The organism is Woronichinia naegeliana WA131, assembly GCA_025370055.1.
GTDB classification, from domain to species: Bacteria; Cyanobacteriota; Cyanobacteriia; order Cyanobacteriales; family Microcystaceae; genus Woronichinia; species Woronichinia naegeliana.
Genome location: CP073041.1, coordinates 3,988,747 through 4,014,183 on the forward strand (window position 1 = coordinate 3,988,747; position 25,437 = coordinate 4,014,183).

General features: G+C 42.9%; 31 protein-coding genes and 3 pseudogenes. 19 read left to right on the forward strand and 15 right to left on the reverse strand.

Going from position 1 to position 25,437, the window contains the following annotated elements; translation table 11 throughout:
- The first annotated feature begins 132 nt into the window (after positions 1-132).
- A complete protein-coding gene (locus KA717_20205) occupies positions 133-318 on the forward strand; it encodes an NAD(P)H dehydrogenase subunit NdhS (GenBank protein UXE58406.1) in 186 nt (61 codons plus the stop codon).
- A gap of 11 nt (positions 319-329) precedes the next feature.
- Here the strand turns inward: KA717_20205 and KA717_20210 are convergent, their stop codons facing one another.
- Complete coding sequence (locus tag KA717_20210) at positions 330-740, reverse strand: transcriptional repressor (protein UXE58407.1); 411 nt, start codon at positions 738-740, stop codon at positions 330-332.
- A 34-nt stretch (positions 741-774) separates the two neighbouring features.
- On the opposite strand from KA717_20210, the gene purS reads away from it, so the two are divergent.
- The 8 genes and pseudogenes from purS (at position 775) to KA717_20250 (ending at position 7,787) form a co-directional block, all read left to right on the forward strand.
- Positions 775-1,053 (forward strand): phosphoribosylformylglycinamidine synthase subunit PurS, encoded by a 279-nt coding sequence (gene purS, locus KA717_20215; protein UXE58408.1) that lies wholly within the window; start codon positions 775-777, stop codon positions 1,051-1,053.
- Positions 1,053-1,733: a phosphoribosylformylglycinamidine synthase subunit PurQ gene (gene purQ, locus KA717_20220; protein ID UXE58409.1), complete on the forward strand. Its 681-nt coding sequence runs from the start codon at positions 1,053-1,055 to the stop codon at positions 1,731-1,733. Before purS ends, purQ begins: the two co-directional genes overlap by 1 nt.
- 860 nt (positions 1,734-2,593) lie before the next feature.
- The gene (rpoD, locus tag KA717_20225) at positions 2,594-3,868 is read left to right on the forward strand and encodes an RNA polymerase sigma factor RpoD (protein UXE58410.1); all 1,275 of its coding nucleotides are present in this window, start codon (positions 2,594-2,596) and stop codon (positions 3,866-3,868) included.
- Positions 3,869-4,054: 186 nt separating this feature from the next.
- Positions 4,055-5,242, forward strand: coding sequence for an AGE family epimerase/isomerase (locus KA717_20230; GenBank protein UXE58411.1), 1,188 nt, complete (start codon positions 4,055-4,057; stop codon positions 5,240-5,242).
- 151 nt (positions 5,243-5,393) lie between these two features.
- The gene (locus KA717_20235) at positions 5,394-5,738 is read left to right on the forward strand and encodes an STAS domain-containing protein (protein UXE58412.1); all 345 of its coding nucleotides are present in this window, start codon (positions 5,394-5,396) and stop codon (positions 5,736-5,738) included.
- A 137-nt stretch (positions 5,739-5,875) separates the two neighbouring features.
- The gene (locus KA717_20240) at positions 5,876-6,295 is read left to right on the forward strand and encodes a ribonuclease III (GenBank protein ID UXE64730.1); all 420 of its coding nucleotides are present in this window, start codon (positions 5,876-5,878) and stop codon (positions 6,293-6,295) included.
- 332 nt (positions 6,296-6,627) lie between these two features.
- Positions 6,628-7,371 (forward strand): annotated as a pseudogene (gene rlmB / locus KA717_20245) (23S rRNA (guanosine(2251)-2'-O)-methyltransferase RlmB).
- Positions 7,372-7,505: 134 nt separating this feature from the next.
- Entirely contained in the window at positions 7,506-7,787 is a 282-nt protein-coding gene (locus tag KA717_20250) for a DUF1816 domain-containing protein (GenBank protein UXE58413.1), read from the forward strand.
- A 116-nt stretch (positions 7,788-7,903) separates the two neighbouring features.
- Here the strand turns inward: KA717_20250 and KA717_20255 are convergent, their stop codons facing one another.
- Together KA717_20255 and KA717_20260 are read right to left on the reverse strand one after the other, a co-directional pair.
- On the reverse strand, positions 7,904-8,242 hold the full coding sequence (locus KA717_20255; GenBank protein ID UXE58414.1) for a divalent-cation tolerance protein CutA: 339 nt from the start codon (positions 8,240-8,242) through the stop codon (positions 7,904-7,906).
- Between the two features lie 23 nt (positions 8,243-8,265).
- On the reverse strand, positions 8,266-9,144 hold the full coding sequence (locus KA717_20260; protein UXE58415.1) for a pentapeptide repeat-containing protein: 879 nt from the start codon (positions 9,142-9,144) through the stop codon (positions 8,266-8,268).
- A gap of 463 nt (positions 9,145-9,607) precedes the next feature.
- On the opposite strand from KA717_20260, the gene KA717_20265 reads away from it, so the two are divergent.
- From KA717_20265 to ychF, 4 genes are all read left to right on the forward strand, one after another.
- On the forward strand, positions 9,608-11,947 hold the full coding sequence (locus tag KA717_20265) for a DUF3488 and DUF4129 domain-containing transglutaminase family protein (protein ID UXE58416.1): 2,340 nt from the start codon (positions 9,608-9,610) through the stop codon (positions 11,945-11,947).
- An 86-nt stretch (positions 11,948-12,033) separates the two neighbouring features.
- Complete coding sequence (locus KA717_20270) at positions 12,034-12,222, forward strand: hypothetical protein (GenBank protein ID UXE58417.1); 189 nt, start codon at positions 12,034-12,036, stop codon at positions 12,220-12,222.
- A 33-nt stretch (positions 12,223-12,255) separates the two neighbouring features.
- Positions 12,256-12,606 (forward strand): phosphotransferase, encoded by a 351-nt coding sequence (locus KA717_20275; GenBank protein UXE58418.1) that lies wholly within the window; start codon positions 12,256-12,258, stop codon positions 12,604-12,606.
- A 257-nt stretch (positions 12,607-12,863) separates the two neighbouring features.
- The gene (gene ychF / locus KA717_20280) at positions 12,864-13,955 is read left to right on the forward strand and encodes a redox-regulated ATPase YchF (protein UXE58419.1); all 1,092 of its coding nucleotides are present in this window, start codon (positions 12,864-12,866) and stop codon (positions 13,953-13,955) included.
- On the opposite strand, the gene KA717_20285 is transcribed toward ychF, so the two are convergent.
- Positions 13,952-14,299: a metal-sensing transcriptional repressor gene (locus tag KA717_20285; GenBank protein ID UXE58420.1), complete on the reverse strand. Its 348-nt coding sequence runs from the start codon at positions 14,297-14,299 to the stop codon at positions 13,952-13,954. The two genes, ychF and KA717_20285, sit on opposite strands and share 4 nt — an antisense overlap.
- Positions 14,300-14,555: 256 nt before the next feature.
- Between KA717_20285 and KA717_20290 the strand changes: the two genes are divergently transcribed.
- Together KA717_20290 and mazF are read left to right on the forward strand one after the other, a co-directional pair.
- A complete protein-coding gene (locus KA717_20290; protein UXE58421.1) occupies positions 14,556-14,792 on the forward strand; it encodes a hypothetical protein in 237 nt (78 codons plus the stop codon).
- A 4-nt stretch (positions 14,793-14,796) separates the two neighbouring features.
- Positions 14,797-15,141, forward strand: a complete 345-nt coding sequence (gene mazF, locus KA717_20295) for an endoribonuclease MazF (protein ID UXE58422.1) — start codon at positions 14,797-14,799, stop codon at positions 15,139-15,141.
- 49 nt (positions 15,142-15,190) lie between these two features.
- Here mazF and KA717_20300 read toward each other — a convergent pair whose 3' ends face one another.
- The 10 genes and pseudogenes from KA717_20300 to KA717_20345 form a co-directional block, all read right to left on the reverse strand.
- On the reverse strand, positions 15,191-16,516 hold the full coding sequence (locus KA717_20300) for an IS4 family transposase (protein ID UXE64731.1): 1,326 nt from the start codon (positions 16,514-16,516) through the stop codon (positions 15,191-15,193).
- 187 nt (positions 16,517-16,703) lie between these two features.
- Positions 16,704-17,507 (reverse strand): annotated as a pseudogene (locus tag KA717_20305) (IS4 family transposase).
- A pseudogene (locus KA717_20310) lies at positions 17,506-18,574 on the reverse strand (IS4 family transposase). The pseudogenes KA717_20305 and KA717_20310 overlap by 2 nt, the downstream one beginning before the upstream one ends.
- Positions 18,575-18,647: 73 nt before the next feature.
- Complete coding sequence (locus KA717_20315; GenBank protein ID UXE58423.1) at positions 18,648-19,034, reverse strand: hypothetical protein; 387 nt, start codon at positions 19,032-19,034, stop codon at positions 18,648-18,650.
- A gap of 17 nt (positions 19,035-19,051) precedes the next feature.
- Positions 19,052-19,246: a transposase gene (locus KA717_20320; GenBank protein ID UXE58424.1), complete on the reverse strand. Its 195-nt coding sequence runs from the start codon at positions 19,244-19,246 to the stop codon at positions 19,052-19,054.
- A 409-nt stretch (positions 19,247-19,655) separates the two neighbouring features.
- The gene (locus tag KA717_20325; GenBank protein ID UXE58425.1) at positions 19,656-21,083 is read right to left on the reverse strand and encodes a transposase; all 1,428 of its coding nucleotides are present in this window, start codon (positions 21,081-21,083) and stop codon (positions 19,656-19,658) included.
- 19 nt (positions 21,084-21,102) lie between these two features.
- The gene (locus KA717_20330; protein ID UXE58426.1) at positions 21,103-21,375 is read right to left on the reverse strand and encodes a hypothetical protein; all 273 of its coding nucleotides are present in this window, start codon (positions 21,373-21,375) and stop codon (positions 21,103-21,105) included.
- Complete coding sequence (locus KA717_20335; GenBank protein UXE58427.1) at positions 21,375-21,584, reverse strand: hypothetical protein; 210 nt, start codon at positions 21,582-21,584, stop codon at positions 21,375-21,377. Before KA717_20335 ends, KA717_20330 begins: the two co-directional genes overlap by 1 nt.
- A 174-nt stretch (positions 21,585-21,758) precedes the next feature.
- On the reverse strand, positions 21,759-22,076 hold the full coding sequence (locus KA717_20340; protein ID UXE64732.1) for a clan AA aspartic protease: 318 nt from the start codon (positions 22,074-22,076) through the stop codon (positions 21,759-21,761).
- Between the two features lie 47 nt (positions 22,077-22,123).
- Positions 22,124-22,399: a hypothetical protein gene (locus KA717_20345; GenBank protein UXE58428.1), complete on the reverse strand. Its 276-nt coding sequence runs from the start codon at positions 22,397-22,399 to the stop codon at positions 22,124-22,126.
- A 540-nt stretch (positions 22,400-22,939) separates the two neighbouring features.
- Between KA717_20345 and KA717_20350 the strand changes: the two genes are divergently transcribed.
- The gene (locus tag KA717_20350) at positions 22,940-23,125 is read left to right on the forward strand and encodes a hypothetical protein (GenBank protein ID UXE58429.1); all 186 of its coding nucleotides are present in this window, start codon (positions 22,940-22,942) and stop codon (positions 23,123-23,125) included.
- Entirely contained in the window at positions 23,112-23,447 is a 336-nt protein-coding gene (locus tag KA717_20355; protein ID UXE58430.1) for a type II toxin-antitoxin system PemK/MazF family toxin, read from the forward strand. Before KA717_20350 ends, KA717_20355 begins: the two co-directional genes overlap by 14 nt.
- A gap of 154 nt (positions 23,448-23,601) precedes the next feature.
- Here the strand turns inward: KA717_20355 and KA717_20360 are convergent, their stop codons facing one another.
- Positions 23,602-24,282 (reverse strand): Uma2 family endonuclease, encoded by a 681-nt coding sequence (locus tag KA717_20360; GenBank protein UXE64733.1) that lies wholly within the window; start codon positions 24,280-24,282, stop codon positions 23,602-23,604.
- 113 nt (positions 24,283-24,395) lie between these two features.
- Between KA717_20360 and KA717_20365 the strand changes: the two genes are divergently transcribed.
- Together KA717_20365 and KA717_20370 are read left to right on the forward strand one after the other, a co-directional pair.
- Complete coding sequence (locus tag KA717_20365) at positions 24,396-24,572, forward strand: hypothetical protein (GenBank protein UXE58431.1); 177 nt, start codon at positions 24,396-24,398, stop codon at positions 24,570-24,572.
- 289 nt (positions 24,573-24,861) lie between these two features.
- Positions 24,862-25,338, forward strand: coding sequence for a hypothetical protein (locus KA717_20370; GenBank protein ID UXE58432.1), 477 nt, complete (start codon positions 24,862-24,864; stop codon positions 25,336-25,338).
- Positions 25,339-25,437 lie beyond the last annotated feature (99 nt).

A 25,437-nucleotide genomic window follows, 5' to 3' on the forward strand; every position in this document is an offset into this window, starting at 1 on the left:
AGATCTCTATCGGGAAAGCAATGAAAGTGTTACTATCAGACAGAATCCTTGTCAGTTGGCTTTACACTCTGTTCAAGAGTTGAATCATGGCCATTATTTATTTTTGTCAATGTTTAAGGAGTTCTAATTTCAATGATTCTACCTGGCTCAACCGTGCGAGTTGTCAATCCTGATGACACTTATTATCGTTTTGAGGGCTTAGTGCAGCGCGTTAGTGATGGCAATGCTGCTGTATTATTTGAAAATGGCAACTGGGACAAACTAGTCACCTTTCGTCTCCATGAATTAGAAGCTGTTGTGCCTGTGGGCAAAAAATAAGTGTTTCTGTGCTATCTCGCTGACTCTATAGTTTGGGCAGTCTGAAGTTGACAGCGATGGCAAATTCCAAAAAATTCTAGAGTGTGATAGTAAACCTTGAATTGATGAGAACGTTCTAAGCTATTTTCAAGCTCTCTCACGGGACATTCGGAAATGGCAATAGAGGCTCCACAATTCACGCAGGTCAGATGATGTTGATCCTGTTGAGTCAAACTGTAAAGAGACTCTCCCGTCGTCAGAGTGCGGCATTGAATCGCCCCTTGCAGTTTTAAACCTTCTAAGGCACGATAGACAGTGGCAAGCCCAATGCTCTCCTGGCGTTGTCGCAATTCTAGATAGAGTTCCTGAGCCGAAACAGCGCGATGGAGGGTCTTTAGTAGGCAAAAAATACGCTCTTGAGAACGGGTTCGTTGGGCTTTCATTATCGAGAACTGTTTTGAATTAATTACTATCCTAATGTCTCAACAATACCAGTGTCGCATCTATGTCACCCTGCGCCCGTCCGTCTTAGATCCCGCCGGAACCGCTATTCAGTCGGGTTTACAACAATTGGGGTATCACGAGGTAGAGCAAGTCAGAATTGGGAAGTATATTGAGTTAAAGCTTCGGGCTGCCAATGAGGAGATAGCACGACAAAATTTAGATCAAATTTGTGATCAGTTATTAGCCAATACCGTGATTGAAAACTATCGTTTTGAGTTAACGCCGGTGGAGCAGGGAGTCGTATTAAGCTGATGAAATTTGGCATAGTTGTTTTTCCTGGCTCTAATTGTGATCGCGATGTGGAAATGGTAACGCGGGGGATTTTTAATCAACCAACCCGTTTTGTTTGGCATCAGGACTCGGACCTTCAAGATCTGGATGTGGTGGTTCTCCCTGGTGGTTTTAGTTATGGAGACTATCTGCGTTGTGGGGCGATCGCTCGTTTTTCGACCGTAATGCGCTCAGTGGTAGAACATGCCAATCAAGGTAAATATTTATTGGGTATTTGTAATGGTTTTCAGATCCTAACGGAAGTGGGATTGCTGCCAGGAGCTTTAATTCGTAATCGAGATTTACATTTTATTTGCGATCGCGTCCCCATTAAAGTAGAACAAAATCATTCTCCCTGGACAAAGGCCTATCAAGCCCAACAGGTGATCACCCTGCCGATCGCTCACGGTGAAGGTCGCTATTTTGCCGAGGAAGATACCCTCAAATCCTTAGAAGATCAGCGACAAATTTTATTTCGTTACTGCACCACCGGGGAAGATAGCACCGCAATGGCTAATCTCAACGGTTCTCTTCACGATATTGCCGGTATTATCAATCCAGCCGGTAACGTCTTAGGTATGATGCCCCACCCCGAACGGGCTGCTGATCCAATGCTCAAGGCGATCGATGGGCAAGGGGTATTTGCTAGTTTACTCGCCTAGTTTCAAAGACAAAATTTGTCCATTTTCCGACTTTTCCCTCCTCAACTGGACTTTTTTGGTATTCATGCCTACTTCAATCGCCACAAAAGCCCTGTAAAAGTTGATATTTGCTGACAGTTTACTGCTTAACCACATCCCACTTTTCTGAGTCTTTGCTAAGGTAGTGTTCAGAGGACTACAAAATTCACTTTAGCCAGCGTATGCGTACCATTTAATGATCGCTGTTTTCTGAAATCTTTTTCTTTATTTCTAGCTATTCGGGTTCCCCTGAGCCAGAAAATTCATTACAATAACAAAAGATTTTTTGTAACGGCGATCGCGCTCTCTAGAGCAAAAGGGCAAGTATTTAGTCATCCGGGTTGATTGATCAACGCTCAGTCACCATGGTCTAGGTACTATATTCTCTTTGATTTGACTCGTCAAATATCTAGCATCACTAACATTAGGCAAACTCCCTCTACTGTCAGTCATTTCAGAAGATTAGGGGGTCAACAGAATGCTTGTTCTTGTTTTCCGAGGGATTGTTGTCTAGAACCTTAGGAAACTACAGCACATAAACTTTTTGTTAGTTGCATAATTGTCAGATGCTATTGCAATTTAAACAAGAGTAGTCCCCATTTTTTTGTCATCAGGGCTACAATCAATAAGGTCTTTTTGACTTGACCCCGATACCACTGGTAATTGTCGTCTCTACTTGGTCTTTCGGACAGTGAAGATTCATTATCTTCTTTATTGCCAGAAAATCTAGGAGAGGAACTGTGGTCAGGGCATTGGATCTTTACAGTCAATTGACGTAAGTCAACATTAAACTTCCCCCTATATTGTTCTGTTTTGCACGAAAGGAGTAAGAGGAAAACGGCATGACCCAGGCTAATGAGCTACTAACAATGACAATGACAACCGAGATTGTAATGGAACTAGACCTCGACATTATCGAGATTGACATTGACTTCGATGAAGATAATTTAGATAACCTAAACGACTCAGTTCTCATTGAACCTGATGGCAAAAAACCAAGGAAAGTCACTGCTTCTCGCCGTCGTGATCCGAGCAAGAAAAAGCCCTATACCGAAGACTCCATTCGGATTTATTTACAGGAAATTGGCCGCATACGACTATTGCGAGCCGAAGAAGAAATTGAACTCGCACGCCAAATTGCTGACCTCCTCCATTTAGAATTGATTCGGGAAGATCTGTGTAAGCAGTTGAAACGAGAGCCTCATGATCGGGAGTGGGGCAAGCAGGTCTGGAAAATTGAACACACCAAACAATTACTGGTTGAAAAGAATAAACGAGAACCGAAGAAGTCTGATATTGCCACTTATTTAGCTGAGAATCAGGTTGACCTAGAAGAAAGTTGGAACTTTCAAGCTGATAAAAATTTTTCTACTTTTCGCCGCCGTCTTTATTTAGACCGCAAAGCCAAGGATAAAATGGTGCAGTCGAACCTCCGTTTAGTGGTATCGATCGCCAAAAAGTATATGAATCGAGGTTTATCGTTTCAGGACTTGATTCAAGAAGGTTCTTTAGGTTTGATCCGGGCCGCGGAAAAGTTTGATCACGAAAAGGGTTATAAGTTCTCTACCTATGCTACCTGGTGGATTCGTCAGGCCATTACGAGAGCGATCGCCGATCAATCCCGCACCATTCGTCTCCCCGTCCACCTCTACGAAACCATTTCCCGTATTAAGAAAACCACCAAAATTCTTTCCCAAAAGATGCACCGCAAACCCACCGAGGAAGAAATTGCGGAAGAAATGGAAATGACCATTGAAAAATTACGGTTCATTGCCAAGTCTGCCCAGCTACCAATTTCCCTAGAAACACCTATCGGCAAAGAAGAAGATTCCCGTCTAGGAGACTTTATTGAAGCAGATGGTGAAACGCCAGAGGATGAGGTTGCTAAAAACCTGTTACGGGAAGATCTCGAAAATGTGCTGGATACCCTCAGTCCCCGTGAACGAGATGTGTTACGGTTACGCTACGGTTTAGATGATGGTCGGATGAAGACCCTAGAAGAAATTGGTCAGATTTTTAACGTTACCCGTGAACGCATTCGTCAAATAGAAGCTAAGGCTTTGCGGAAATTACGACATCCCAATCGCAATAGTATTTTGAAAGAATACATTCGCTAGAATCTGATACTGAATAATGTCCCTGATCTCGTTCTTCTGCGACTGGAATCAGGGCTTTAATTTTTCGTTGATTTTAAGCATTGCAGTTTAAGCATTAAAAGGAAACGGCGGGATTTACCCTCAACCGCCACTTGCCGTTTTAGAGTGCCGTTTTAAAGTGCCGTTTTGAAGTGCCGTTTTGAAGTAATGACCTACGATTTTCAATCCCTAGCCCATCAATACAAAACCACCCTTAAGGACAATATTATTCCTTTCTGGAGCAATCATTCCCTGGATCATGAGCAAGGTGGCTATTTTACCTGTTTGGATCGCAATGGCAAAGTTTACGACACGGATAAATTTATTTGGTTACAAAACCGTCAAGTTTGGCTTTTTTCCCTGTTATATGAACAACTAGAACCTCGCCCTGAATGGTTGGCGATCGCCCGACATGGAGCCGATTTTTTAGCCAAGCATGGTAGAGACAAAGAGGGAAATTGGTATTTTGCCCTAACGCGATCGGGTCAGCCCTTAGTCCAGCCCTACAACATTTTTTCCGATTGCTTTGCCGCCATGGCTTTTAGTAAATTCGCCCTTGTTTCCGGCGAAGATTGGGCCAAGGAAATCGCGCTTCAAGCCTACCAAAATGTTTTACGGCGCAAGGATAATCCCAAAGGCCAATATAGTAAAACCTACCCTGGCACTCGTCCCCTCAAATCCTTAGCTGTCCCCATGATTTTGGCTAACCTGACCCTAGAAATGGCTTGGTTATTATCGCCAGCAACTCTGGATCAGGTTTTAGAGACAACCGTTAAAGAGGTCATGACCGACTTTTTTAATCCTGAACAAGGTTTAATGTACGAAAATGTCGCACCCGATGGTTCTCTAGTGGATTGTTTTGAAGGTCGTTTACTCAATCCAGGCCATGGGATTGAAGCCATGTGGTTTGTGATGGATATTGCCCAACGTCGTCAGGATCAAGCTTTAATTGAGAAGGCAGTGAAGATTGTCTTGAATATTCTAGATTTTGCCTGGGATCGAGAATACGACGGCCTCTTTTACTTTTTGGATGCCCAGGGTTATCCCCCCCAACAATTGGAATGGGATCAAAAACTGTGGTGGGTACATTTAGAATCTCTGGTGGCCCTAGCCATGGGCTATCGACTTACCCAAAATCCCACCTGCTGGCATTGGTATGAGCGTTTGCACGACTATACCTGGTCAAAATTTGCTGATCCCCAAGGTGGAGAATGGTTTGGTTATTTGAATCGTCGGGGTGAGGTTTTGTTAACATTAAAGGGTGGCAAATGGAAAGGCTGTTTTCATGTTCCCAGGGCGTTATGGCTTTGTTGGCGTAATTTTGAACAGTTAGCCCAATCTCAAATTGCTCAGTAGCAAGGTTTTTTCAGAAAAAAGCGCATTTTTTGAAGTTTAGTAATGGCAAAGTCATTCTTGTGCTACGAAATAAGCTATAATTATCGACTGTCCAATCTCAAACTATGTGCTAGTTAAGGGGGATATTATTGCTGAACCACTAAACCTGACTGTGAGTTTACGGGGAACTCGTACAGTTAAGGAGACTTACCAAACTTTTCACCTGACGGGCCAACTCGATGCTTTTTCTGAGCCAACGTTTCGCAAACTCGTCAGTGGTCATATAGGGGAAGGCCCGGCCCATGTCGTACTTGATCTCTCCAAAATTGATTTTTTAGATAGTTCTGGTTTAGGAGCCTTGGTGCAATTAGCCAAGCAAGCCAAGAACCAGGGGGGAAGCTTACAAATTGTCACCAACTCCCGCGTTACCCAAACGGTAAAATTGGTGAGATTAGAAAAATTTCTTCCCTTACACAATAATGTAGAGGAAGCGATCGCCGCTCTGGCCGCCAGTTAAACGATATCAATCCTAGGGTCGCTGATAACTAGGGCAGATTGAGCAATTCCCAAGATCCTCTTCGAGCCGCTTATTTCTCAGATTTTTAGTTAGTATCTTGCCCTCAATTAAATCTTGCTTCATCGACGATGGTCGCCATGACTATTTTTGAGACTCATATTGCCTTGATGAAGTCGTCAGGGAGAGAGGGACAGATACCCCTAGGACAACTTTCGCCAGGAGCCTTAGCCTATTTAGGGGATGCGGTCTTTGAACTCTATGTTCGTTCCCGTTTTTTATGGCCGCCCCAACGTTTAGCCCGTTATCATCAGCAGGTGGTGGCCCAGGTCAGAGCCGAAAGTCAGGCCGCGATGCTCCAGGGCTTGCTTCCTCATTTAACGGCTACGGAGCAGGATTGGGTTCGTCGTGGGCGGAATGCGGCCAATGGCTGTCCCCGTCGTCTTGCACCAGAACTATATCAGCAGGCTACTAGTTTAGAAACTCTATTGGGTTATCTCTATTTAGAGAATCCAGAGCGTCTCCACGAACTCCTAGAACTTGTAGCGATTTCTGGTTAATTTTTCGAGATTTTTTCTATATTTCCCCATACCCCTTTTTCAATCGCATCAATACCATAATGGATAAACCTCGTCGAGATCAGAAGCCGGGTCGCAAGCCTGATCACAAGCCTTTTCGTAAATTTGAGAGTAAGTTTGAGGGTAAATCTGATGGTCAAAAATCAGAGAAGATGGGCCAGTCAGGGGATCAAAATCACGCGAAACCTTCCCTTAGAAAAGGACGCTTCAGCAATCATAAACCCTCTAGCCTTAAACCCCATAACACGAAGGTAATTCTTCCTCGCCATGATCATCGTCCCGCCGAAGAGGAGGCTGCACCGTCTGAAGACAATGATCTTCTTTATGGTCGTCATGCTGTTTTGGCTGCCCTAGAAGGCGATCGCCAACTGAATCGTGTTTGGATTATTCCCCGTTTATTTTACGACTCCCGTTTTCGGACATTATTAGTCGAGGCCAAGGGCAAGGGAACGGTTATTGATGAAGTTGATAATTTTCGTCTCAATCAATTGACCCAAGGGGGTAATCACCAAGGTATTGCCGCCCAAATCGCGCCCTATCGTTATCGAGATTTAGATGAGTTAATCCAGCAGGCCAAAGCAAATGCGGTGGATCCTGTACTGGTGGTCTTAGATAGTATTACCGATCCCCAAAATTTGGGGGCCATTATCCGTACAGCCGAGGCCTTTGGAGCACAAGGGTTAATTATGCCCCAGCGTCGAGCCGTTGGCATTACCTCCACGGTGATGAAAGTAGCAGCAGGGGCCTTAGAGCATTTTCCCGTGGCTAGGGTGGTCAATTTGAGTCGTGCCCTAGAGGAACTTAAAAGTGCTGGTTTTTGGATCTATGGAACGGTGGCAGGACAAGGCAAGTCCATTGATCAGATCGAGCTAAGAGGAGCCTTGGGCCTCGTGATTGGTTCAGAGGGTCAGGGATTAAGTATGTTAACCCAACGTCATTGCGATCATTTGATTTCTATCCCCCTCGGTGGCAAAACTCCCAGCCTAAATGCCTCGATCGCCGCCGCTATTGGTCTCTATGAAGTCTATCGGCAAAGGAGTATCAGCAAACTCTATTAAAGATCTGTATCTTTTATAACTGCCATTTTTCTCCATTCGAGCTTATAACTAAAGTGCTAACCCAAAAAATGTTAAGAAATATTTCAATTCCCAGGTTAAAATAGCAGCTAAACAATTGCATTCGGGCAGATAACATGAAAGATTTTTTAATACAACTACTGAATTCTATCGGTTTGGCCTATTGGATTGAGATTGTTACTACCACTCCCCGTTGTACCTATTACTTTGGACCTTTCTCCAGTAAAGGTGATGCAGAAGTTGCCCAGGCAGGCTATTTAGAAGATCTGTCTAATGAAGATGCCCAAGGAATTTTCGTGGAAATAAAGCGTTGTAAGCCCCAAAATTTGACCATCTTTGATGAAACAGGGGAGGAATTTCGCCCTTTTAAGGTCATGATGCCCATCAGTTTACAGTAAGCTTGTTAACTGTCGGATTTAGAGAACCATTTTTGTCCTCCTTAAGTGGGTGATTCTATTGCCATTTAGTGTTAGCCTACTAAACTATGGCTTATTTTAAGGGGGGACAAGATGTTTTAGGTGGATAAGCTGTTTCCTAACCAGGCTAAATAGGACATTGAGCCTGAGACAATGGGTAAGGCAATAATTTCTGGCACTTCATAGGAATGTAAACGTTTAATCTGATTTTCCAATTCTCTCAAGCAAGATAAATCAGTTTTAATCAATAACTGCCATTCCGATTCTTTGGCGATCGCTCCTTGCCAACGATAAATGGATTGGATCGGAAAAATACTCACACAGGCAGCTAGTTGGGATTCAATTAAGGCAGCCGCGATCGCCTCTGCTTCAGTCGAAGAGCTAGTTGTCACCAGAACGACCCCATAATTTCTAGTTTCTGGAGAATTTTCGGTCATGATTTACTGGAATTTTTACGGGACTAAATCGCAAAGCTAGGCAAAAAACTTCCCAAATTTCCCCTAGATAAACTAAACGGCGAAAGATTATCCTCTGACATTTGGTTGGAATGGCTTTCTAGCTTTGGCTTGAAAATCGCCTCATTGACATTGGTGTTGCGTAAAATGGTTCCCTCTAGATTCGTGTCCATTAAATTGGCCCCTTCCAAATTCGCCTCGGTTAGATTCGCCTCACTTAAATTGGCTCCCCTGAGATCGACGTGACGTAAATTAGCCCCCTGTAAATTAGCTCCCCGTAGATTAACTCCTTGTAAATTACTATTGCTCAGTTTCGCCCCTGTTAAATCCAGTTTTTCTAAGTTAGCTCCCTGTAAATCCACTTCTCGAAGAAAGGCTTGACGCAAGTTAGCTTCAAAAAAATTAACTCCACTTAAATGGGCACAGCTTAAGCGGGCTTCCTGCAAATTAGCCCAGGCAAAATTCACCGACTGTAAATTAGCTTCCCGCAGATTTACCCGAAAGAGATTGGCTCCGCAGAGATTCGCCTGTTGTAAATTGGCCGCTCGTAGATTGCTATGAGAGAGATTCGAGCCAGACAGCTTTGTCTTAGGCAGGCAGGCCTTAACTAAGAAAGCACCACTCAAATTAGCCTTGGTTAAATCAGCCATTGCCAAAATTGCTTGATTGAGCTTGGCATAGGTTAAATCAGCCCAATTCAAACTTGCCCCCGTTAAATTGGACTTGGTTAAAAAAGCACGACTGAGATTCGCTCCCATCAAGTTGGATTTCGCCAGATCCACCGCGATCAACATCACTCTTGAGAGATCTATGCCTTGCAAATTCTGTTGGGGAAATCGGCGATCGCCTTTCTCATAGGCACGAAGTAGTTCATTGACGTTCATAGCCTGTTTTCTCCTGTAATAGGGTAATGGCATTCCCGAACACGAAATTAAGATGGCTAGTTGGGCAAAGGGGGAGCCATCAACGATAGGGGTAGTTTGGCAGTGGAATTTGATTTTTTCTGTATTAAATTTTACGCTAAGATTTTTTAGAAGCAGGACTTTTTTGGGGAGTTGTTATAATTCTTAATTTTTTATTAAAAGTTATCTTATTGCCCTGTAGCCTAGACAGTGAGGGTAATCCTAGGGATTTCAAGAAACAGTTTAAAGAGGATTTCCGCAAAAATACTGACAAGAGAGGGGGTATGGGGCTGGGTGACTGCTTAATAATCAGAAATGTTTCCTTAACCAGAATTGAGATAGTTCTATCATGATTATTCCCAGTTTTAATTCTTCTGAGTTAGCGAAGAACCACGATAGGATAGGGAAATAACGCAACATTTTGTCCCCTTGTCAGCGGAAAGCAATGGAAAAGACCATCCCCCAACCCCGTAACTGGTGGTCGCAGATGCAACAACAGATGCGCTCTCTGCCCCAACCGAAAACCGAAGATTCCCTGCTCTTTCGGATTCTAGTACAAGCAATGGTGATTGTGGGTATTGTGGCGACGGATGTGGCTGCCCAAACGGAATGGAGCATCTGGGCGGTTCCCCTGAGTATTCTCGGTGCTATCTGGAGTTGGTATCGCCGCGCTCATCGCAATGTGGCCGTTAAGTTTCTGTTGGCGATCGGGATGCTATTGGTACTCTTTGTCTTTCTCAGCAATTTACTGGTTAATCTTAATGATAGCCGCATTGCCCTAGCCGGATTATTAGTGCAATTGCAGGTGCTGCACAGCTTTGATCTCCCGCGACGCAAGGATCTGGGTTATTCCATGGTCATTGGTCTGATTCTGCTAGGAGTCGCTGGAACTGTTTCCCAATCCATGACCTTTGCACCCTGGTTATTATTATTTTTGATCATCGCTCTACCGACTTTAATTTTGGACTATCGATCGCGGTTGGGACTAACCGAAATTGACGCGCAATGGGGATGGTTCCAAAAACAGCGTCTTAAAATTGCTAAGACTCAAGAATTTCGCTATTCTCCCCTCTTTCCGGGCCGTTTGGCCGCCATTTTAGGGATTATTTTGGCCTTGGGCTTAATCTTCTTTGCGATCATGCCCCGTTTTCCCAGCTATCAACTACAAAGCTTTCCGGTTAGTGGGACAGCAGACACCGAAAATAAGCAATTTACGGAGAAGAATCGAGATATTGTCAATCCGGGCTATGTTAATCCAGGTAAAGACGGTAAAGGCGGTGGTACAGGTAAAAGTCCCGCCGAGGGGCCAGGGTCAGTGGATGACACAGTGTACTATGGTTTCAATAATAAGATTAACCAGAATTTGCGCGGTGGCATGAAACAGCAGTTAGTGCTGCGGGTACGTTCCCAAACAGCCGGATTTTGGCGGGCCTTGGCCTTTGATCATTACACGGGCCAGGGGTGGGAGATCTCGTCCAATGATGATATTACCAAGATTCCCCGTTCTTCCTGGTCTTATCGCTTTGATCTGAATCCTTCCCTGGGTTTTATGAAAACGAAGCAAATCATTCAGACCTATACGGCTGTCACCAATTTACCCAATGTTATTCCCAATTTAGCGATGCCCCGTTATTTGTATTTTCCGACCAAGGAAATTGGCATTGATCACAATGGAAGTTTGCGATCGCCGGTGGGATTGGTGGAAGGTTTGACCTATACGGTGGTGTCGGAAGTACCCTATCGCGATCGCACGGTCTTGCGTCAGGCTCCCCAGGAATATAGCCCAGGTGTACAGAAGAAATACTTACCCATTCCCCCGCAAATTGAAGAAAAGGTCAGAAAGCGAACCTTGGAGTTGTTATCTAAATCGCCTAAACCGATTAATTCTGCCTACGAAGCGGCCCTCTATCTAACCCAAGCCTTAAAGCAAAATTACACAGTTAAGGAAATTCCTTTTTTTGACCCCAAAGAAGATTTGGTAGAGGCCTTTTTATTCAAATATCAAGGCGGTTATCCCGACCACTTCTCGACAGTGTTAACGGTCATGTTGCGTTCTATTGGGATTCCTAGCCGATTAGCGGTGGGGTTTGGATCGGGCCAATTCAATCCCTTTACCGGTTACTATCTGGTTCACAATACCGATGCCCATGCCCTGACGGAGGTTTATTTCCCCTATTTTGGTTGGTTTAGTTTTGATCCCATTCCAGGTCATGATTTATATCCCTCTTCCTTTGAAGACGAAGAAACCTTTAGCGTTTTAAAACAAATTTGGAATTGGGTGGCCAGTTGGCTGCCGTCCCCAATCACTAATTTTTTAAGTCTCTTTTGGACAAATATGATTGGGGCTTTGTTAGGTTTTCTGGGATGGCTTTGGAATTTGGTCTCAGGAAGTTTGCTAGGTGCTTTATTAGGGCTGATTTTAGCGATCGCGGCCGGTTTTGTCGGTTGGCTCGGTTGGGAACAGGCTCGACGCTGGCTCTATCAACAACGTTTAGCGAAAATGCCCCCGATGGCCAGACTTTATCAACAAATGTTAATCGCGCTTAAAGGTCAAGGTCATGGCAAAAGTGTGGCCCAAACGCCGTCGGAATATGTCCAATCTTTACGGGAATATTTAACGGTTGAACAGCTAGAAGTGGTAGAGGAGATTTCCCTTGCCTATGTGAGTTGGCGATACGGTGGTCAACCTCAAAATCTGGATTACCTACAGCAACAATTTAGAACGCTGTTACGAAGTCTGGAACGCCAAAAATCCCAGGCTTTTCTCGCTCAATTTCATCGCTAATGATTAAATTTTCCCTCACAGTTATTATAAGGCGATCGCTTTGGGTAACATCTGATTAAAATACAAGAATCCTGATCAATGATTCTATGGCGACTCAATGTTTAAATCCTGATTGTTTGGCGGTTAATGCTGAAACCCACCGTTTTTGTCAGAAATGTGGACAGAAGCTCTGGCTCAAAGACCGTTATCAAGCTCTTAAACTGATCGGTCAAGGCGGCTTTGGTAAAACTTTTTTGGCCATTATCACGATATACCCAGAAAACCCCGTTGTGTGATTAAGCAGTTTTCCCCCCCAAATTCCAGCTTTATTGGCCTATTTTATCCCTGAAGATCAACGTCAATATTTGGTACAAAAATATATTGAAGGGGAAAACCGACAGCAGGAGTTAAACAGTCTAGGGGTTTTTAATGAGGCTAAAATTCGGGCTTTGTTAGCGGATTTATTGCCTGTTTTGGGTTTTATTCATCAACGCGGAGTCATTCATCGGGATATTAAGCCAGAGAACATTATTCGCAGAAAACAGGATAATAAGTTAGTTTTAGTGGATTTTGGAGCGGCTAAAGCGATCACTCCAGCTAATCGTTCGGTGACGGGAACGGTAATCGGTTCGGCGGCAGCAATTCTAAATTTGCGCTATAGCAAGGGTTTCAGGTTTTAGTTCGCGTAATACGGGGTAAGATTCAACGGGATTAACAAGTTCATTTTACGAGTCTTCAGGCTTTTGCGTACAACAGTGCGCCTGGAATGGCCCCAAAACCCCCTTTAAAATGTTCTTTAAATCTCTAAAAGGTTTACTGTGTCTAAAACTGAGAATTGTTGGTACAAAGGGATGGATCAGGGTTAGCGACAATCCGTTTGCTATAATAAGATGCCCTTTTTTGCCAATCCCGTCCCGATGGGTTGAGCCGTCACCCTATGTTAAGAGCCGGAATCGTCGGATTACCCAATGTGGGAAAATCTACCCTATTCAATGCGTTAGTTGCCAATGCGAAGGCGGAAGCTGCCAATTTCCCCTTCTGTACCATTGAACCCAATGTGGGCGTTGTTTCTGTACCCGATCGCCGTTTGGAGGTGTTGGCCAAGCTGTCCCAATCCCAGAAAATTGTACCGACCCGGATTGAGTTTGTGGATATTGCCGGTTTAGTGAAGGGAGCTAGTCAGGGAGAGGGTTTGGGGAATCAATTTTTGGCCAATATTCGAGAAGTGGATGCCATTGTTCAGGTGGTTCGTTGTTTTGACGATGATGATATCATTCACGTTTCTGGTTCCGTTGATCCAGCCAGGGACATTGAAGTCATTAATTTAGAATTGGCCCTTGCGGATTTAGCCCAGGTGGAAAAACGTTTAGATCGCTGTCGTAAACAGGCCAAGGGGAATAAAGAATTTCAAGCAGAAGCCGCAGTATTAGAGAAACTTTTTGTGGCGTTAAATGAAGGCCAACCGGCTCGCCAGGTGGATCTCAGTGAAGAAGAGGCGGAACTCATTAAAAATCTAGGTCTGTTAACCCGTAAGCCGATTATCTATGCAACAAATGTTTCAGAAGATGATTTGGCATCGGGCAATGCCTGGGTGGAAGCGGTTAAGGCGATCGCGGTTAAGGAAAATGCCAAGGTGGTGGTTATTTCTGCCCAGGTGGAATCGGAATTAGTCGAACTTGCGGCTGAGGAACGGTTAGACTTTTTGCAAGCCTTGGGCGTAGAAGAAGGGGGACTGCAATCCTTAATTACGGCAACCTATGAACTGTTAGGATTGCGAACCTATCTGACCACCGGCCCCCAGGAAACCAGAGCCTGGACAATTTTGGCTGGCATGAAGGCTCCCCAGGCGGCGGGGGTCATCCACACCGATTTTGAACGGGGTTTTATTCGGGCGGAAACCGTTGCATTTGACGATTTGGTGAACACGGGTAGTATGCAAGCGGCTAAGGAAAAGGGGTTAGTACGGAGTGAGGGCAAGGAATATGTGGTACAGGAGGGGGATGTGCTGTTATTCCGTTTTAATGTTTAGAGGAAGCGATCTAGGGCAGATTTTAATTCCTCAATTTCACTTTCAATGTTGCCCTCTTTGGCTGCGCGGGTGATACATTCACTTAAATGTTCATCCAAGATGAGACGGGCGACCCGATCAATTGCACCTCGGACTGCGGCCACTTGGATTAAAACTTCTGGGCAAGGGCGGCTTTCTGTCACCATGGTTTTAATGCCGCGAATGTGTCCTTCTATGCGCGAGAGACGGTTAATGATTTGTCGGAGAGAGGCTTCACTGTGGATATGGGGATGATCCGCTTCCGTATGCAAATGTTCGGATTTTGGGGCGATCGGGTTGCTGGTTGGGAGGGGATCGGTTGCCATCAGTTCGGAGGTCAAGACAGGGGCCAAAAAAGAGCTTCCCTATTCTAACGGCTTTGACCCTGGGACTGTTTCTGATCTGAGATTGAGTTTTGCCAATCTGTTCTCTACAATATCACTTTCCTATTTTTAGCCTTGCGAGATCGCGTGACGGCACTGCGTGATCGTATAATCTAGCCAGTAACGATTAAAAATCTATTAGAATAGGTATAAAATATTTCTCGCTCATAATTGTAGCTAGTCAATCTTAGGTAAGCCGATGAAAACTCGACAATTAACCCTAGAAATTTCTGAATCATTATTTCAGAAACTAGAGAAACTGTCTGAATTAACCGAAGAGCCAATCAATGAATTGGTGATTCAAATGATTACCAATAATATCTTAAATTCAACTCAAAAAGCGAAAGACTTAAATGAGCTTCTCACCATAAATTTTCCTGAAGCTCTACCTGAAATTATAGAAATAGGGGAATTTGTTGGAACCGAGATTTTCTAAGAAGATGCTTAAAGCTCACATTCCTAAAAAAGGAGATATTATCTGGATTAATTTTAATCCTCAGTCTGGACGTGAACAAATGGGAAGAAGGCCCGCCTTAGTTATTTCTCCTAATATCTATAATCACAAAGTCGGACTAATTGTTGTCTGTCCCATCACCACAAAAGTTAAAAATTATCCCTTTGAAGTCGAGATTCCTGACGGTTTAACAATTTCAGATGTTGTTTTAGCCGATCAAGTAAAATCTCTGGATTACCGAACGAGAGAAGCCGAATTTGTTTGTAAAATTCCTAGTGAGACACTAGCAGAAGTAATTATTATGATTAATAAATTATTTACTCAAATTTAGGCGATCGCATTTCTATTTGGCTGTAGTAGCAAGTAAACACACATCCGTGTCAACTTAAAGGAATGGGTTCCCAAATTTGTTGATTGAGAGCGGCCTTTTCTCGATGTCGCTTTCTCTCAGCTTTGACCAAACCAAATAACTTAGCACGTTCAGCCAGATAGGTTACTGTATCAGGCTTTTCTCCTCTAGCAATAGCCTTCGCTACATAGTATAGACTCCGAAACACCATCTCTACTGAGATTTTTTCTTTCGGTTGATTTAGAGCAATCGCCACTTCCCCTACCAATTGATTTAAGACCGTATAGAAAATCAAAGTGCAAATAATCTGGATTTGGACACCATTCTTATTCCCTACCCATAAATAGGCTAGTCCTAAAAGTCTTTTCGTTAATAAAAAGGCTTCTTCGATTGTCCATCGTCTTCGATATAAATCACAGACCTCTTCGGCGGACAGTTGTTCGGGAGACAACACATTTGTTAAATACTGATACCAGATTGTTCCCCATAATACTGAGACTAATCTCACCGGATGCTTGCAAGGATTAGAACGGTAATTTCCCATAATGATAATCTCATCTCTGTAATGACTACCTTGAGACAATACTTGTTTGGTTTTGTAAGATGTACCCGCTCTAAATCTGGTTAGAAAAAACTTTTTAGCTTCTGTTAACAAATCAAACCACACAAAGCTAAAAAATCCCATATCTACGAGAATTAAACCATTTTCTGGTAATTTAGCTGCCAATTCTTCACACCATATTTTATCATTTGATTTATCATTTTCTGTGTACCATAAAGTAACGGGTCTTTGGGTAAAGGCTTCCACTACCATCATTATTTTACCCCCCAATTTACTCTTTTCTTCTTTACTTATTTTCATATTTTTCCTTATCTGCTCTAGCGTTGAGCCATCTGCTATCCACACTGCACTAAACTTTTCTCTTATTTTTTCCCATTTTTCTCCTACTTGGAGCTTCTTCCCTTTTTCGGCTGCTTTTTCTAACACTCCTTTTAGTAATATTGCAAATATTTCGGCTGGCACATTCATCATTCTTTTTGATACTGCCTGTTTGCTTACTTTTAATGATGCTACCCATAGCAATCCCTCTTCCTCTAACAGTCTTACCGCTTCACTTATACCCGCTATTTGACGATACACTATACTTAACACTAATGCCACCATTACTGGTAAATTTAGCACCCTATCTCTCATCATTTTCTCATGAGTTCCCTGTAAATATTTTAATGGTGTAAACATTGTGGGTTCTAGTAATTCAAACAACTCTTTTGTTATTTCAGGGATTTCTACCCCTGGCTGATTTGTCTTACGACGTAAGTCTGGGTTTCCTTTTCTCCGAGGATGTTGTCTTGCCATTTGTTTTTTGCTCACTTTTTTATATACTAACCTTTTTTTCAGCCTACTCTTACTTCCGCCTGCTTTTAGGCTAATCTTTTGTGAGTAGGCATTTTGGCTTAAGTTGACACCAATGGTAAACACATCGCTCTCTCATTTTAGTGTCGCATCCACAGTTACAGCTTAAAGTGCAATCTGACTTTTCCCGTTAAGTGCGGATTGCAAGCTGCCAGCCTTGGCAAAGGTCATGCAACTTCAACCAACCGCGCCAAAGGACTTGGATACCGAGAGGAGTTTTACGACGATGTTCAAGATAACCACCAAGAAAAGCAACAGACTCGACAGCCCAAGCAACAGTCAAAATAGGGGGAAGTTTTTGAGAGGCGGCTGCTTTTAACACCTGAAGTTGAAGAGGATTAAGAATTTCAATCGCGAGAGCATCGGGCTGGGTACGATGAAGATAAGTAACGTGTAAAAGTTCAACAGCAATGACACTTAAAAAACCCAAAAGAGTTTTCATTCCATCAGAGGCAAGTCGATAACGCTCACTCTGACAACCAGACTTAAGGACTTTATGAAATTCTTCAACCCGCCATCGGTAGGTGTACCAACGAAGAATAGTGACAGCCATCTCAATAGTCTCAACAACTTCTGTAGTCAGAAGCATCCAAGATAAAGGAGTTTCGCCTTCGGGACAATCGATTTCTGTCGCATAAACAGCATAGACATTCAACGGGTCACGATTATCAAAACGATAGGGAGTTCGTAGATTAACTGAGCAAAATCGGACGGCAAGCTTAACCTTCCGTGCTTTTCTTTTTCCTGTACTCGGAATCTCGATTTCTTGATGAAAACGAATCGGTTCTGATTCCAAATGTTGCCAAAGTCGTTCACTATTTTTGTCTAAACTACGATTATGAGACGCTCTGACCAGCACTCCTGTATGCTTGAGTTGACGCACTGAGTCAAAGACTTCTGAAACATCTCCTTCTCTGTCAAATACATGAATTCTAAGTACAGGACAAAAAATGTAGGGAGTCGAGAAAAAGAGAAAAATTGGGTAGAGAAGGATTAAGAACAAGATGACGAAGATGGTCAAAACCAAGACGAAAAAGACTCTGCGCTAGGCGACCATGTTTCTTGAGGGGAATGGGATGAAGATGATGAATTGCTAGACCAGTTTTGAGAGACCAAGCCAAAGCTAAAGTCAGTAAAGCCAAAAGCTTACGAAGACGCTTGGGGTCAGTAAAGTGAGTAGATTCCAAGCAAAAGCCACGAGTCTTAAAGATGCCAAAAAGGGTTTCAATGCCCCAACGCAGGGCATAATCGTGAATAAGACCTTGGGAATCGGGATGTCCAATGACGATGAGTAGAGAATTATCAGGCAAGCGAAGAGCCTCTACAGAAACAGGATATCCCCAAACCCGACAACTCCCTTGAAGACGTTGAGATTCACTCTTTTGCAAGATGGGCAAAAATGACTTTGGCGGCCAAAAGCTTGCCATTGTGCTCAATCTTGTCCGTAGCCCGAATTCTCAGACAGAAAGCCAGTAGCGGTTCGAGCAGAAGATAGCGAAGCCAAGCCTGACCAATAAACTCACGGTCGCCACATAAACAACGAATCAGGGCGGTGGGAAAAATCTTGAGCATCTCCTCGATAAAACGCATTCGTTCATCACTGTTAGAATTGCCCTTTTTCTTGCTAAGCATCCACCACAAGATGGGAATGGCTACTCCTTCATGGACAATGCCGACAGTGAGGATATTATAACCATGACTGCCAAACTCCCAGGTTGTGCGGTCAATACTTAATACCCAAGGTTGAGGGATATCCAGCCAACTGACTACAATACGGGCAATGTGATGGTAATCCAGCTCAAATCCTGAGAAAAAGCGTTGTAAGCGTTTGTAATGAGAATCCACCAATGCCCGACCTTCAAAACCCAGAGCCAATTCTTTAAGGTTAACCGTTTTCACTTTGAGGAGGGCGAGTAAGAACAAGGCTAGGAAGGAGAGTCTGGCACCATGCCATCCCAAATGGGGTTTTAGGGCTTGTTTCAATGCGTTATATTGGTTCATGGGTTTTCTTACATTACGTTCATCTTCCATGAAACCCCTTTCTCGTATACTTTTCAAGCCTTTTGTCCTGTACTTAGACATGAATTACCCTCGTTGAACTTTCTACCTGTTTCTCACAGGTGTTTAGAGCCTCTACCCATTTGTAGGATTCTTTTTCCTCAAATGGTCTTTGACGAGCTGCTTTTCTTTGTTCTTTCTGTCTTTCTTTTTTCTGCTTCGCCGTTTCATCTGTTGGGGGCTTTTCTTTTACCTCCCTATTCCACAGTTTTTGCCATAATAAACCTAATACTTGTCCTTTTTCTGGCTCAATTGCTAAAGCACTATGCAGTATTAATCCATTCCCTCCTTTTCCAGTCGGCCCATACCCTTCCCTTTTTTCCTTGATATTGCGATAATCTAAGAAGGTCGTATCTCCGACTGATAGCATTATCTTATATTCTTCTACGGCGGCAGTTGTCATTTCACAGTGCGGCTCTATTATCTTGACAAAGTCTGTTTTCGGATTCCCAAAAATTCATAGGCCCTCTTTAACTCGTTTCCTCCCTTAAACACTTCTGATAAGGCTTTTCCAAACCCCTCACTTAACTTTTTCCCAATCGAGAAGGCACGATTGTTTAGCCTCTCGTCTCCCAATTCACAACTGGCAAAGTTTTTTGTCCACCATTCCAACATTTTTTGACCTGCCCTTTAAGATTTTCTCCATTTTACAGTCTCATACTCCCTTCATCCTTTGTTTTTGAAATTTGAACGATAAGCGGGATGATGGCTTCAGAATATTTTTTTCCTGTCAAGAGAATCATTACTCAAACCCTTGCCAGATAAAGCCTCTAGAAGTTTGCATTGCTGGATTTTGGACTTAACGGGAAAAGTCAGAAAGTGCAATCTGGGTTCTGGTTAGTACTACTAGAGAAAAACAATCACTTTCAATTAATAGACTTGATCGTGATTACCAATATCAACAAAAACGGCTTTTTCTTCGTCTGTAAAATAAAATATGACTCTTTGATTATACTCAATACTAAAACTCCAAAGTTCTTTAACTGGACAGTGGGAAGTTTATGGATGGCAGAGAAGGTAATGACTATGCGGCCAAAGTAAGTCTATCAGGACTTGGAAAAGGGTCAAGTTTAGCGGCAAGGAATTTAGGCAAAAGCAGACTAGGTGGACTTTGAGGAAAAATCATTGGGGCTTGATGTTGGATGGCTAGTTGAGCAATGCGTTCACTAGGATAGCCATGGGAGGGTAGAGTCCGAAACCAGCGAGGGAAATTAGCCCAAATCCCCTGGGGTAACTCTAAGGAAAGAATTTGAAGTAAGCCGAGAACAATGACATGAAGATTAACAAAACGCTCAAAGGCTTCTACTTTGTTTAAAATCTGAGTCTGAACAGTTTGGGGATAGTCAGGGAGGATAAGATTGCTAGGCCAGGTCGGTAAAGTAGGAAGAGCCTTAAGCCAAAAACGATAGGCAAAGCCGCCCAAAAGATGGATTAATTGACGAAAAGTGACTTCAATCTTAAATCGGAGACCGTAAGCGGCAATAATCTCAGGTCCAGTCAAACAGAGGTCAGTAGAAAGCAGAATCAGTCTTTGTCCGTTGGGCAATTGGGTGAGGACAAACTTAACGAGCTGATGGGGACTATCCCAGTGGAACTCAAAGCACTGATAAGAAACGGAGACTTGTTGACCATAGAGCCAGACTTTAGCGGTGGGAAAATCCTCCACAAGAGCAAACAGGCTTTCTAGTTTTATTGAACTCCCCCAAAGCCGTGGTCGTCCTTTCCCCCTCAAGGTCGGAACGGAAGAAAAGGGAGCATATGCCACTGTAGAGCAACGCACTCGGGTGATGAGATGCAAGGCATTTTGGCGAAAACTTTTGAGCACTGCTCCACAAGCGAAGTAAGCATCCAAAATCACATAGCTTCCCGCCTCTGCGTAGGTAGTGCAAAGCTCCCCCATTTTCGTGACTAGAGTAGTCTTCTCTTTTTTGCTGCCTTTTTTCCCTTCCTTTACCGTTGCTTTGGACTTGATGCCATCGTCTAGCCGCAACACTAAGGGCAAGGCAAAGCAGGCTTTTCCTGCTCCCACCAAAACACTCAAGGCATTGAAGTAATGCCCCCTTATCCATTCTGGCTTCGCCACATTTCCGGATTCTTGGTGTAGTCGTTTTACCCCTGGCATCTTGCGCCCTTCTTTCCCCACTTTGATTCCATCCCCCACATACACTCGTTTTTCCTTGATTCGATATAGATTTTCATGCTGACTTACCCACTTCGACCATCCCAAGGTCAGTCCTTTGACGTTAAATGCCTTGGATTCAAACCAATGTAGTGCCTGATGGTAGTAGCTCTCTGTTAACCCTAAGGCATTGACATAGCTTGTTATTGCGCTCGGTTGGCTGTTGAGCACTACTCCCCAGGCTAATAGGATAAACCATTGGTACGTTGCTTCTCGGCTAAAGGCGGGACGGAGATTCTCTAGGATTTGCTCTAGTCGCTGACATAGTTGCATAATTGATAGATAGCACTGGCTATCGATTTTCTATATCAGCCAGTTTCGGACATAACGGCACTCTTGGGTATCGCATGTCCGATTTTCTTTTCTCACTTACCCTGCTCGAGAACTTCCCACTGTCCAGTTCTTTAAGTTTACCTGATAATTTATGAGTTTTGAGAGATGGGTCAAACGGATTTTCTTTAAATTTTTCTAGCTTTGTCCGAAATTTTCTTTCTAACTCATGGTTGCCTTGAAAACGTTTTTTGAAGGCTCGCTTAAAAGAATCATCAAAACTAATTTCTATCATTATTCTTCTTCTAAAAATTGCATTAGTTGATCAATATCTGAAGAAAATTGTAGTTTTCCTTCTTTCTCGTTCTGTTTGGCTAATAAATAGTTTTGATAAATTTCGTCACGTTGCTCTTCTCTTAAAAATTGTTCCAAAAGAGATTGTATTTCTTCCTTTTCCCCCAATGATAGGGTTTTAATCGCTTCTACGACTTCACTAAAGGTCATATTTATCTCCTTAAAAATTTTATATTTTTGTTTCTATAGATAGTTTATCAGCGATCGCCTCTAACTCAAAACCTATACCCCGATCGCCCTCTCATTTTAGCCTTGCGATTGAAGATTCTCGGTTTCGGTATAACGGTTTAGTTAGATTGTTCTTGCCGATAACTTTCTACTGCGTCATAATACTTCAACTCTGACAAGACCACCCTCGATCTCATCTATCCGCAACCCATATTTATAGAGTAGTGACATTCCAATCAAAGGGTCAGTCTCTGATTCAGCAACATCAATTTCCCGAAATTGTCCATCCCAGATAATTGTTACTGAATACAGATCAAACACAGTTTCGCTACCGTCACCCAAGGTCACAATATCGGAAGCGTTCCATGACAAATCGAGAGCGGTAATGATTGAGGATGGCAAAGTGAGAAAACCGTTGAATCCTGTATCAATCACGGCATCAATAACCTGCCTTTGTCCATTCGTATTACCCACAATCAATGGAAGTGTTGCTTCACATCGCCGATTCACAACTCCCTGCATCATTGGGGTTTCACCAAACTCCGTGAGCCAAAGTGATACACAGCACGATGTCCAATGCGGATGACCCAAGGTTGAGCATCAGGATAACGCTTGAACAATTGGTTCGTTGCTGGCAAAATGTGGTCGGCGACTTCAAAGGCTCCAGTTTCAATGTCGATCGCTACGATCTTACCTGTATTGCCAGATTCTACTTGTGGCTGAATGCTGGATTCATAGAGTGCTTGCCCACGTCGAGCTAACTCTTCTTTGCTATAACGTCGTTGGCGAACTGCCATCGGTTTGACCTCGTTGCGACTTGACCCATTTATTTTAGCTTGGGGAGCGGCGATCCACAGTTACAGCTTAAAGCGCAGTCTGGTTTCTGATTAGTACTAACAGAGAAAAGCGATTCTGGATTTCCTGTTGTCAACCCAGCCTTGTATGTTGGGAATGGAGGATAGGAGCTATCCTAATCTCAAGAAGAACAAGAAAAAGAGTGACTCTGAACCCAACCTTGTATGTTGGAAGGTGGAGGGAAAGGAGTTATCCTAACCTCAAGAAGAACAAGAAAAAGAGTGACTCTGAACCCAACCTACCGAATTTTTGAAAAATTTGACTGCGATCGCTGTTTTCTTATTGATTAAATTAAAACCGTGATGTCTTTGGGGAAATGTAAAGTGCGGTGGTACTATGCTCTTTTCTTGAAAAAACACCATTACTTGCTTGCTTGGAATTGAAGGCGGCGATCGCGCGAAAAAGGATATGATGGTGTCGTGTTCCTACCTGTCAGTCATACCATGCAGTCGCAAAAAATCTCAATTTCCTTACCGCCAGAAATGGTAGTGTTCCTAGACCATTATCAAAACAGCACAGGTTGTCGCTCCCGTTCTCAGGTAATCTCCGAAGCTCTTCAGTTATTGCGCTTACGCGAATTAGAAGAAGCCTATCGAGAAGCCTCCCTTGAAATTGATTCAACCTGGGAAAATACGGCAGGAGATGGACTCAGTGATGAAACGTGGTGAGATTTATTTTGCAAATCTTGATCCTTCTATCGGTTCCGAAACCGCAAAATGCCGTCCAGTTTTGATTGTTAGTAATGATATTAATAATCAGGCCACAACGACAATAACGATTTTGCCAATCACCTCTAACGTCTCTAAAATCTACCCATTTGAAATTTTTCTACAACTTTCAGAAAGTGGTTTGCCGAAACCGTCCAAAATTCAATCTCAACAAATTAGAACAATATCTAAACAGCGTATTAATGGTGATCGTGTTGGTAGCTTAAATGATCAATTAATGAGTTTAGTTGATGCAGCCATTAGATTACATTTGGGTCTTTGATATAATCTAATCTATTGGGATAGATTTTATAGTGATCGCAATCTTCTTGTTGATTAAAGTTTAAAACCGCGATGTCTTTGCGGAAGTGTTAAAGTGCGATCACCGTCATCTTGTTGATAAAAGTTTAAAACCGCGATCGTCCTAGGAGAAAGTTTTAAAGTTGGGGTTCAACACCCAGCGATCGCAATTGAACAATCAGTTGATCAACCCTTTGTTTTTCCAGATCAGCCCGTTCTTTCTCTTGAAGAGCCGCTTCTTTGGGCGTAGGAACAAGCATTTCATCGGCGGTAAAATAGCGCAATTGCTGATTATGAATACCTAAAAAGAGTTCCAGTTCCTCGCTCCAACATTTACCAGAGGTCGTAAAGGGAATTTCTTCGTATTGATGCCCTGCGAGCCGATAACCCTTAAATTCCAAATCATCGGGAGAAAACCAGAAATATTCAGGGGTTCTAAAACGGTCTTGATAAAGTTGTTTTTTAATACCTCGATCCGATTTAGCTGTGCTATCAGAAAGTAATTCAATGATCAAATTTGGATATTGACCATCTTCTTCCCAGACCACCCAGGAGGGACGAGGATGATTGCTCACATTTTTCACAAGAAAAAAGTCAGGGCCGCGAAAGTCATGGTTTTTGAGTTGTTGGCGGCTAAAATAAATGGTCAGATTAGCCCCAACAAAGTAATCGTTTTTATCTCGCCAGTACCAGTCTAAACAGGTGACGAGCAGTAATAATTGAAGATAGTGGAGAGAGCTTTCCATCTCAGGTTCATCACTCATTAAGACCCTAGCATCGGGCATGGTGAGAGCAAATTGTTCGGCGGTTTGATACATGGTCAAGATTCCTCGTTCAATCTCTACAAAATCACCCAAAGTTCTGTCAGTACATGATAACATATAAAAATCTCTAATCGTTAACACATCCTAACGAGGGCGGCGATCGCGTTATGAAGAAAATTCTACCTAAAATCATGAGTGATGAAGAAGCTGAATCTCTGCTTGCGGCTGATCTTTCTGAGTACCTGACCCCAGAAAATTTTAAGGCCAACTTCACACCCGTATCTTTTGAGTTTACCCCTAAAGAGAAAACAATTCCCGAAGCAAATGTTATGGTTAAGAGGTGAGCATTTAGGATAAAAAAGGCGCGTTACATTTTTTAACGTATCCTACGAAAACGGCGATCGCGCTTGAATCCTCCGTTTTATCCCTTAAAATGGTGATGACTGAAGTAAGGTCAGCAAACAAACATTAGTTGGGTTTCCTTTTGTCAACCCAACCTACCGAATTTTTGAAAAATTTGACTGCGATCGCTGTTATCTTGTTGATTAAAGTTTAAAGCTGCGATGTCTTTGGGGAAGTGTTAAAGTGCGATCGCACTGGTCTGAGTTGGAGTCTAGTCTAAATCCGTTTGCTATGATTGTGATGGCACACTTGAAGACTAAGGCAACGACAGGCAATCCTGAACAACGGGAGGTTTGGAAGTGGTCTTTGATTCGAGGGTTGTATGATCGAGGTTTAACCAGGGAAAAGATTATCAAGCTGTTTCAAATTATTGACAGGATGATGACTTTGCCTAGTTTTTTACAAGAAAGTTTAGATGTTAAAATTCAACAATTTGAGGAGCAAAGAACTATGCCTTTACTCAGTAATATGGAACTTCGTGGTATGGAACGAGGTAAGGAAATTGGCAAAGAAATTGGTAAAGAGATTGGTGCATTGCAAAATGCTCGTGACTATATCAAGGCAGTTTTACGAGTTCGTCTTGGTGAAATTCCTTTAGAAATAGAGACTTATCTAATGCAAACTGCTGATTTATCAATATTAGATAAATTATTAATATTAGCAGCGACAACAAATTCTTTTGAGGATTTTAAGCAGTCCATAGAATAAATGATTTAATGATTTTCAAATTATTGACAGGATGATGATTTTGCCTAGTTTGTTATAAGAAAGTTTTAGATTTTGAAATCCGACAATTTGAGGCGGTGA

What these genes read in the sequence shown, in the direction of transcription:
- KA717_20210 (UXE58407.1), bottom strand. Translation starts at nt 740, where the DNA reads ATGAAAGCCCAACGAACCCGTTCTCAAGAGCGTATTTTTTGCCTACTA.
- KA717_20250 (UXE58413.1), top strand. Translation starts at nt 7,506, where the DNA reads ATGAAAGATTTTTTAATACAACTACTGAATTCTATCGGTTTGGCCTAT.
- KA717_20265 (UXE58416.1), top strand. Translation starts at nt 9,608, where the DNA reads ATGGAAAAGACCATCCCCCAACCCCGTAACTGGTGGTCGCAGATGCAA.
- KA717_20320 (UXE58424.1), bottom strand. Translation starts at nt 19,246, where the DNA reads ATGTTGGAATGGTGGACAAAAAACTTTGCCAGTTGTGAATTGGGAGAC.
- KA717_20240 (UXE64730.1), top strand. Translation starts at nt 5,876, where the DNA reads ATGACTATTTTTGAGACTCATATTGCCTTGATGAAGTCGTCAGGGAGA.
- KA717_20315 (UXE58423.1), bottom strand. Translation starts at nt 19,034, where the DNA reads ATGACAACTGCCGCCGTAGAAGAATATAAGATAATGCTATCAGTCGGA.
- KA717_20255 (UXE58414.1), bottom strand. Translation starts at nt 8,242, where the DNA reads ATGACCGAAAATTCTCCAGAAACTAGAAATTATGGGGTCGTTCTGGTG.
- purQ (UXE58409.1), top strand. Translation starts at nt 1,053, where the DNA reads ATGAAATTTGGCATAGTTGTTTTTCCTGGCTCTAATTGTGATCGCGAT.
- KA717_20355 (UXE58430.1), top strand. Translation starts at nt 23,112, where the DNA reads ATGAAACGTGGTGAGATTTATTTTGCAAATCTTGATCCTTCTATCGGT.
- KA717_20285 (UXE58420.1), bottom strand. Translation starts at nt 14,299, where the DNA reads ATGGCAACCGATCCCCTCCCAACCAGCAACCCGATCGCCCCAAAATCC.
- KA717_20330 (UXE58426.1), bottom strand. Translation starts at nt 21,375, where the DNA reads ATGATAGAAATTAGTTTTGATGATTCTTTTAAGCGAGCCTTCAAAAAA.
- KA717_20325 (UXE58425.1), bottom strand. Translation starts at nt 21,083, where the DNA reads ATGCAACTATGTCAGCGACTAGAGCAAATCCTAGAGAATCTCCGTCCC.
- KA717_20335 (UXE58427.1), bottom strand. Translation starts at nt 21,584, where the DNA reads ATGACCTTTAGTGAAGTCGTAGAAGCGATTAAAACCCTATCATTGGGG.
- KA717_20300 (UXE64731.1), bottom strand. Translation starts at nt 16,516, where the DNA reads ATGGCAAGACAACATCCTCGGAGAAAAGGAAACCCAGACTTACGTCGT.
- KA717_20230 (UXE58411.1), top strand. Translation starts at nt 4,055, where the DNA reads ATGACCTACGATTTTCAATCCCTAGCCCATCAATACAAAACCACCCTT.
- KA717_20345 (UXE58428.1), bottom strand. Translation starts at nt 22,399, where the DNA reads ATGGCAGTTCGCCAACGACGTTATAGCAAAGAAGAGTTAGCTCGACGT.
- rpoD (UXE58410.1), top strand. Translation starts at nt 2,594, where the DNA reads ATGACCCAGGCTAATGAGCTACTAACAATGACAATGACAACCGAGATT.
- KA717_20270 (UXE58417.1), top strand. Translation starts at nt 12,034, where the DNA reads ATGGCGACTCAATGTTTAAATCCTGATTGTTTGGCGGTTAATGCTGAA.
- KA717_20205 (UXE58406.1), top strand. Translation starts at nt 133, where the DNA reads ATGATTCTACCTGGCTCAACCGTGCGAGTTGTCAATCCTGATGACACT.
- KA717_20350 (UXE58429.1), top strand. Translation starts at nt 22,940, where the DNA reads ATGGTAGTGTTCCTAGACCATTATCAAAACAGCACAGGTTGTCGCTCC.
- ychF (UXE58419.1), top strand. Translation starts at nt 12,864, where the DNA reads ATGTTAAGAGCCGGAATCGTCGGATTACCCAATGTGGGAAAATCTACC.
- KA717_20290 (UXE58421.1), top strand. Translation starts at nt 14,556, where the DNA reads ATGAAAACTCGACAATTAACCCTAGAAATTTCTGAATCATTATTTCAG.
- purS (UXE58408.1), top strand. Translation starts at nt 775, where the DNA reads ATGTCTCAACAATACCAGTGTCGCATCTATGTCACCCTGCGCCCGTCC.
- mazF (UXE58422.1), top strand. Translation starts at nt 14,797, where the DNA reads ATGCTTAAAGCTCACATTCCTAAAAAAGGAGATATTATCTGGATTAAT.
- KA717_20260 (UXE58415.1), bottom strand. Translation starts at nt 9,144, where the DNA reads ATGAACGTCAATGAACTACTTCGTGCCTATGAGAAAGGCGATCGCCGA.
- KA717_20370 (UXE58432.1), top strand. Translation starts at nt 24,862, where the DNA reads ATGATTGTGATGGCACACTTGAAGACTAAGGCAACGACAGGCAATCCT.
- KA717_20365 (UXE58431.1), top strand. Translation starts at nt 24,396, where the DNA reads ATGAAGAAAATTCTACCTAAAATCATGAGTGATGAAGAAGCTGAATCT.
- KA717_20360 (UXE64733.1), bottom strand. Translation starts at nt 24,282, where the DNA reads ATGTATCAAACCGCCGAACAATTTGCTCTCACCATGCCCGATGCTAGG.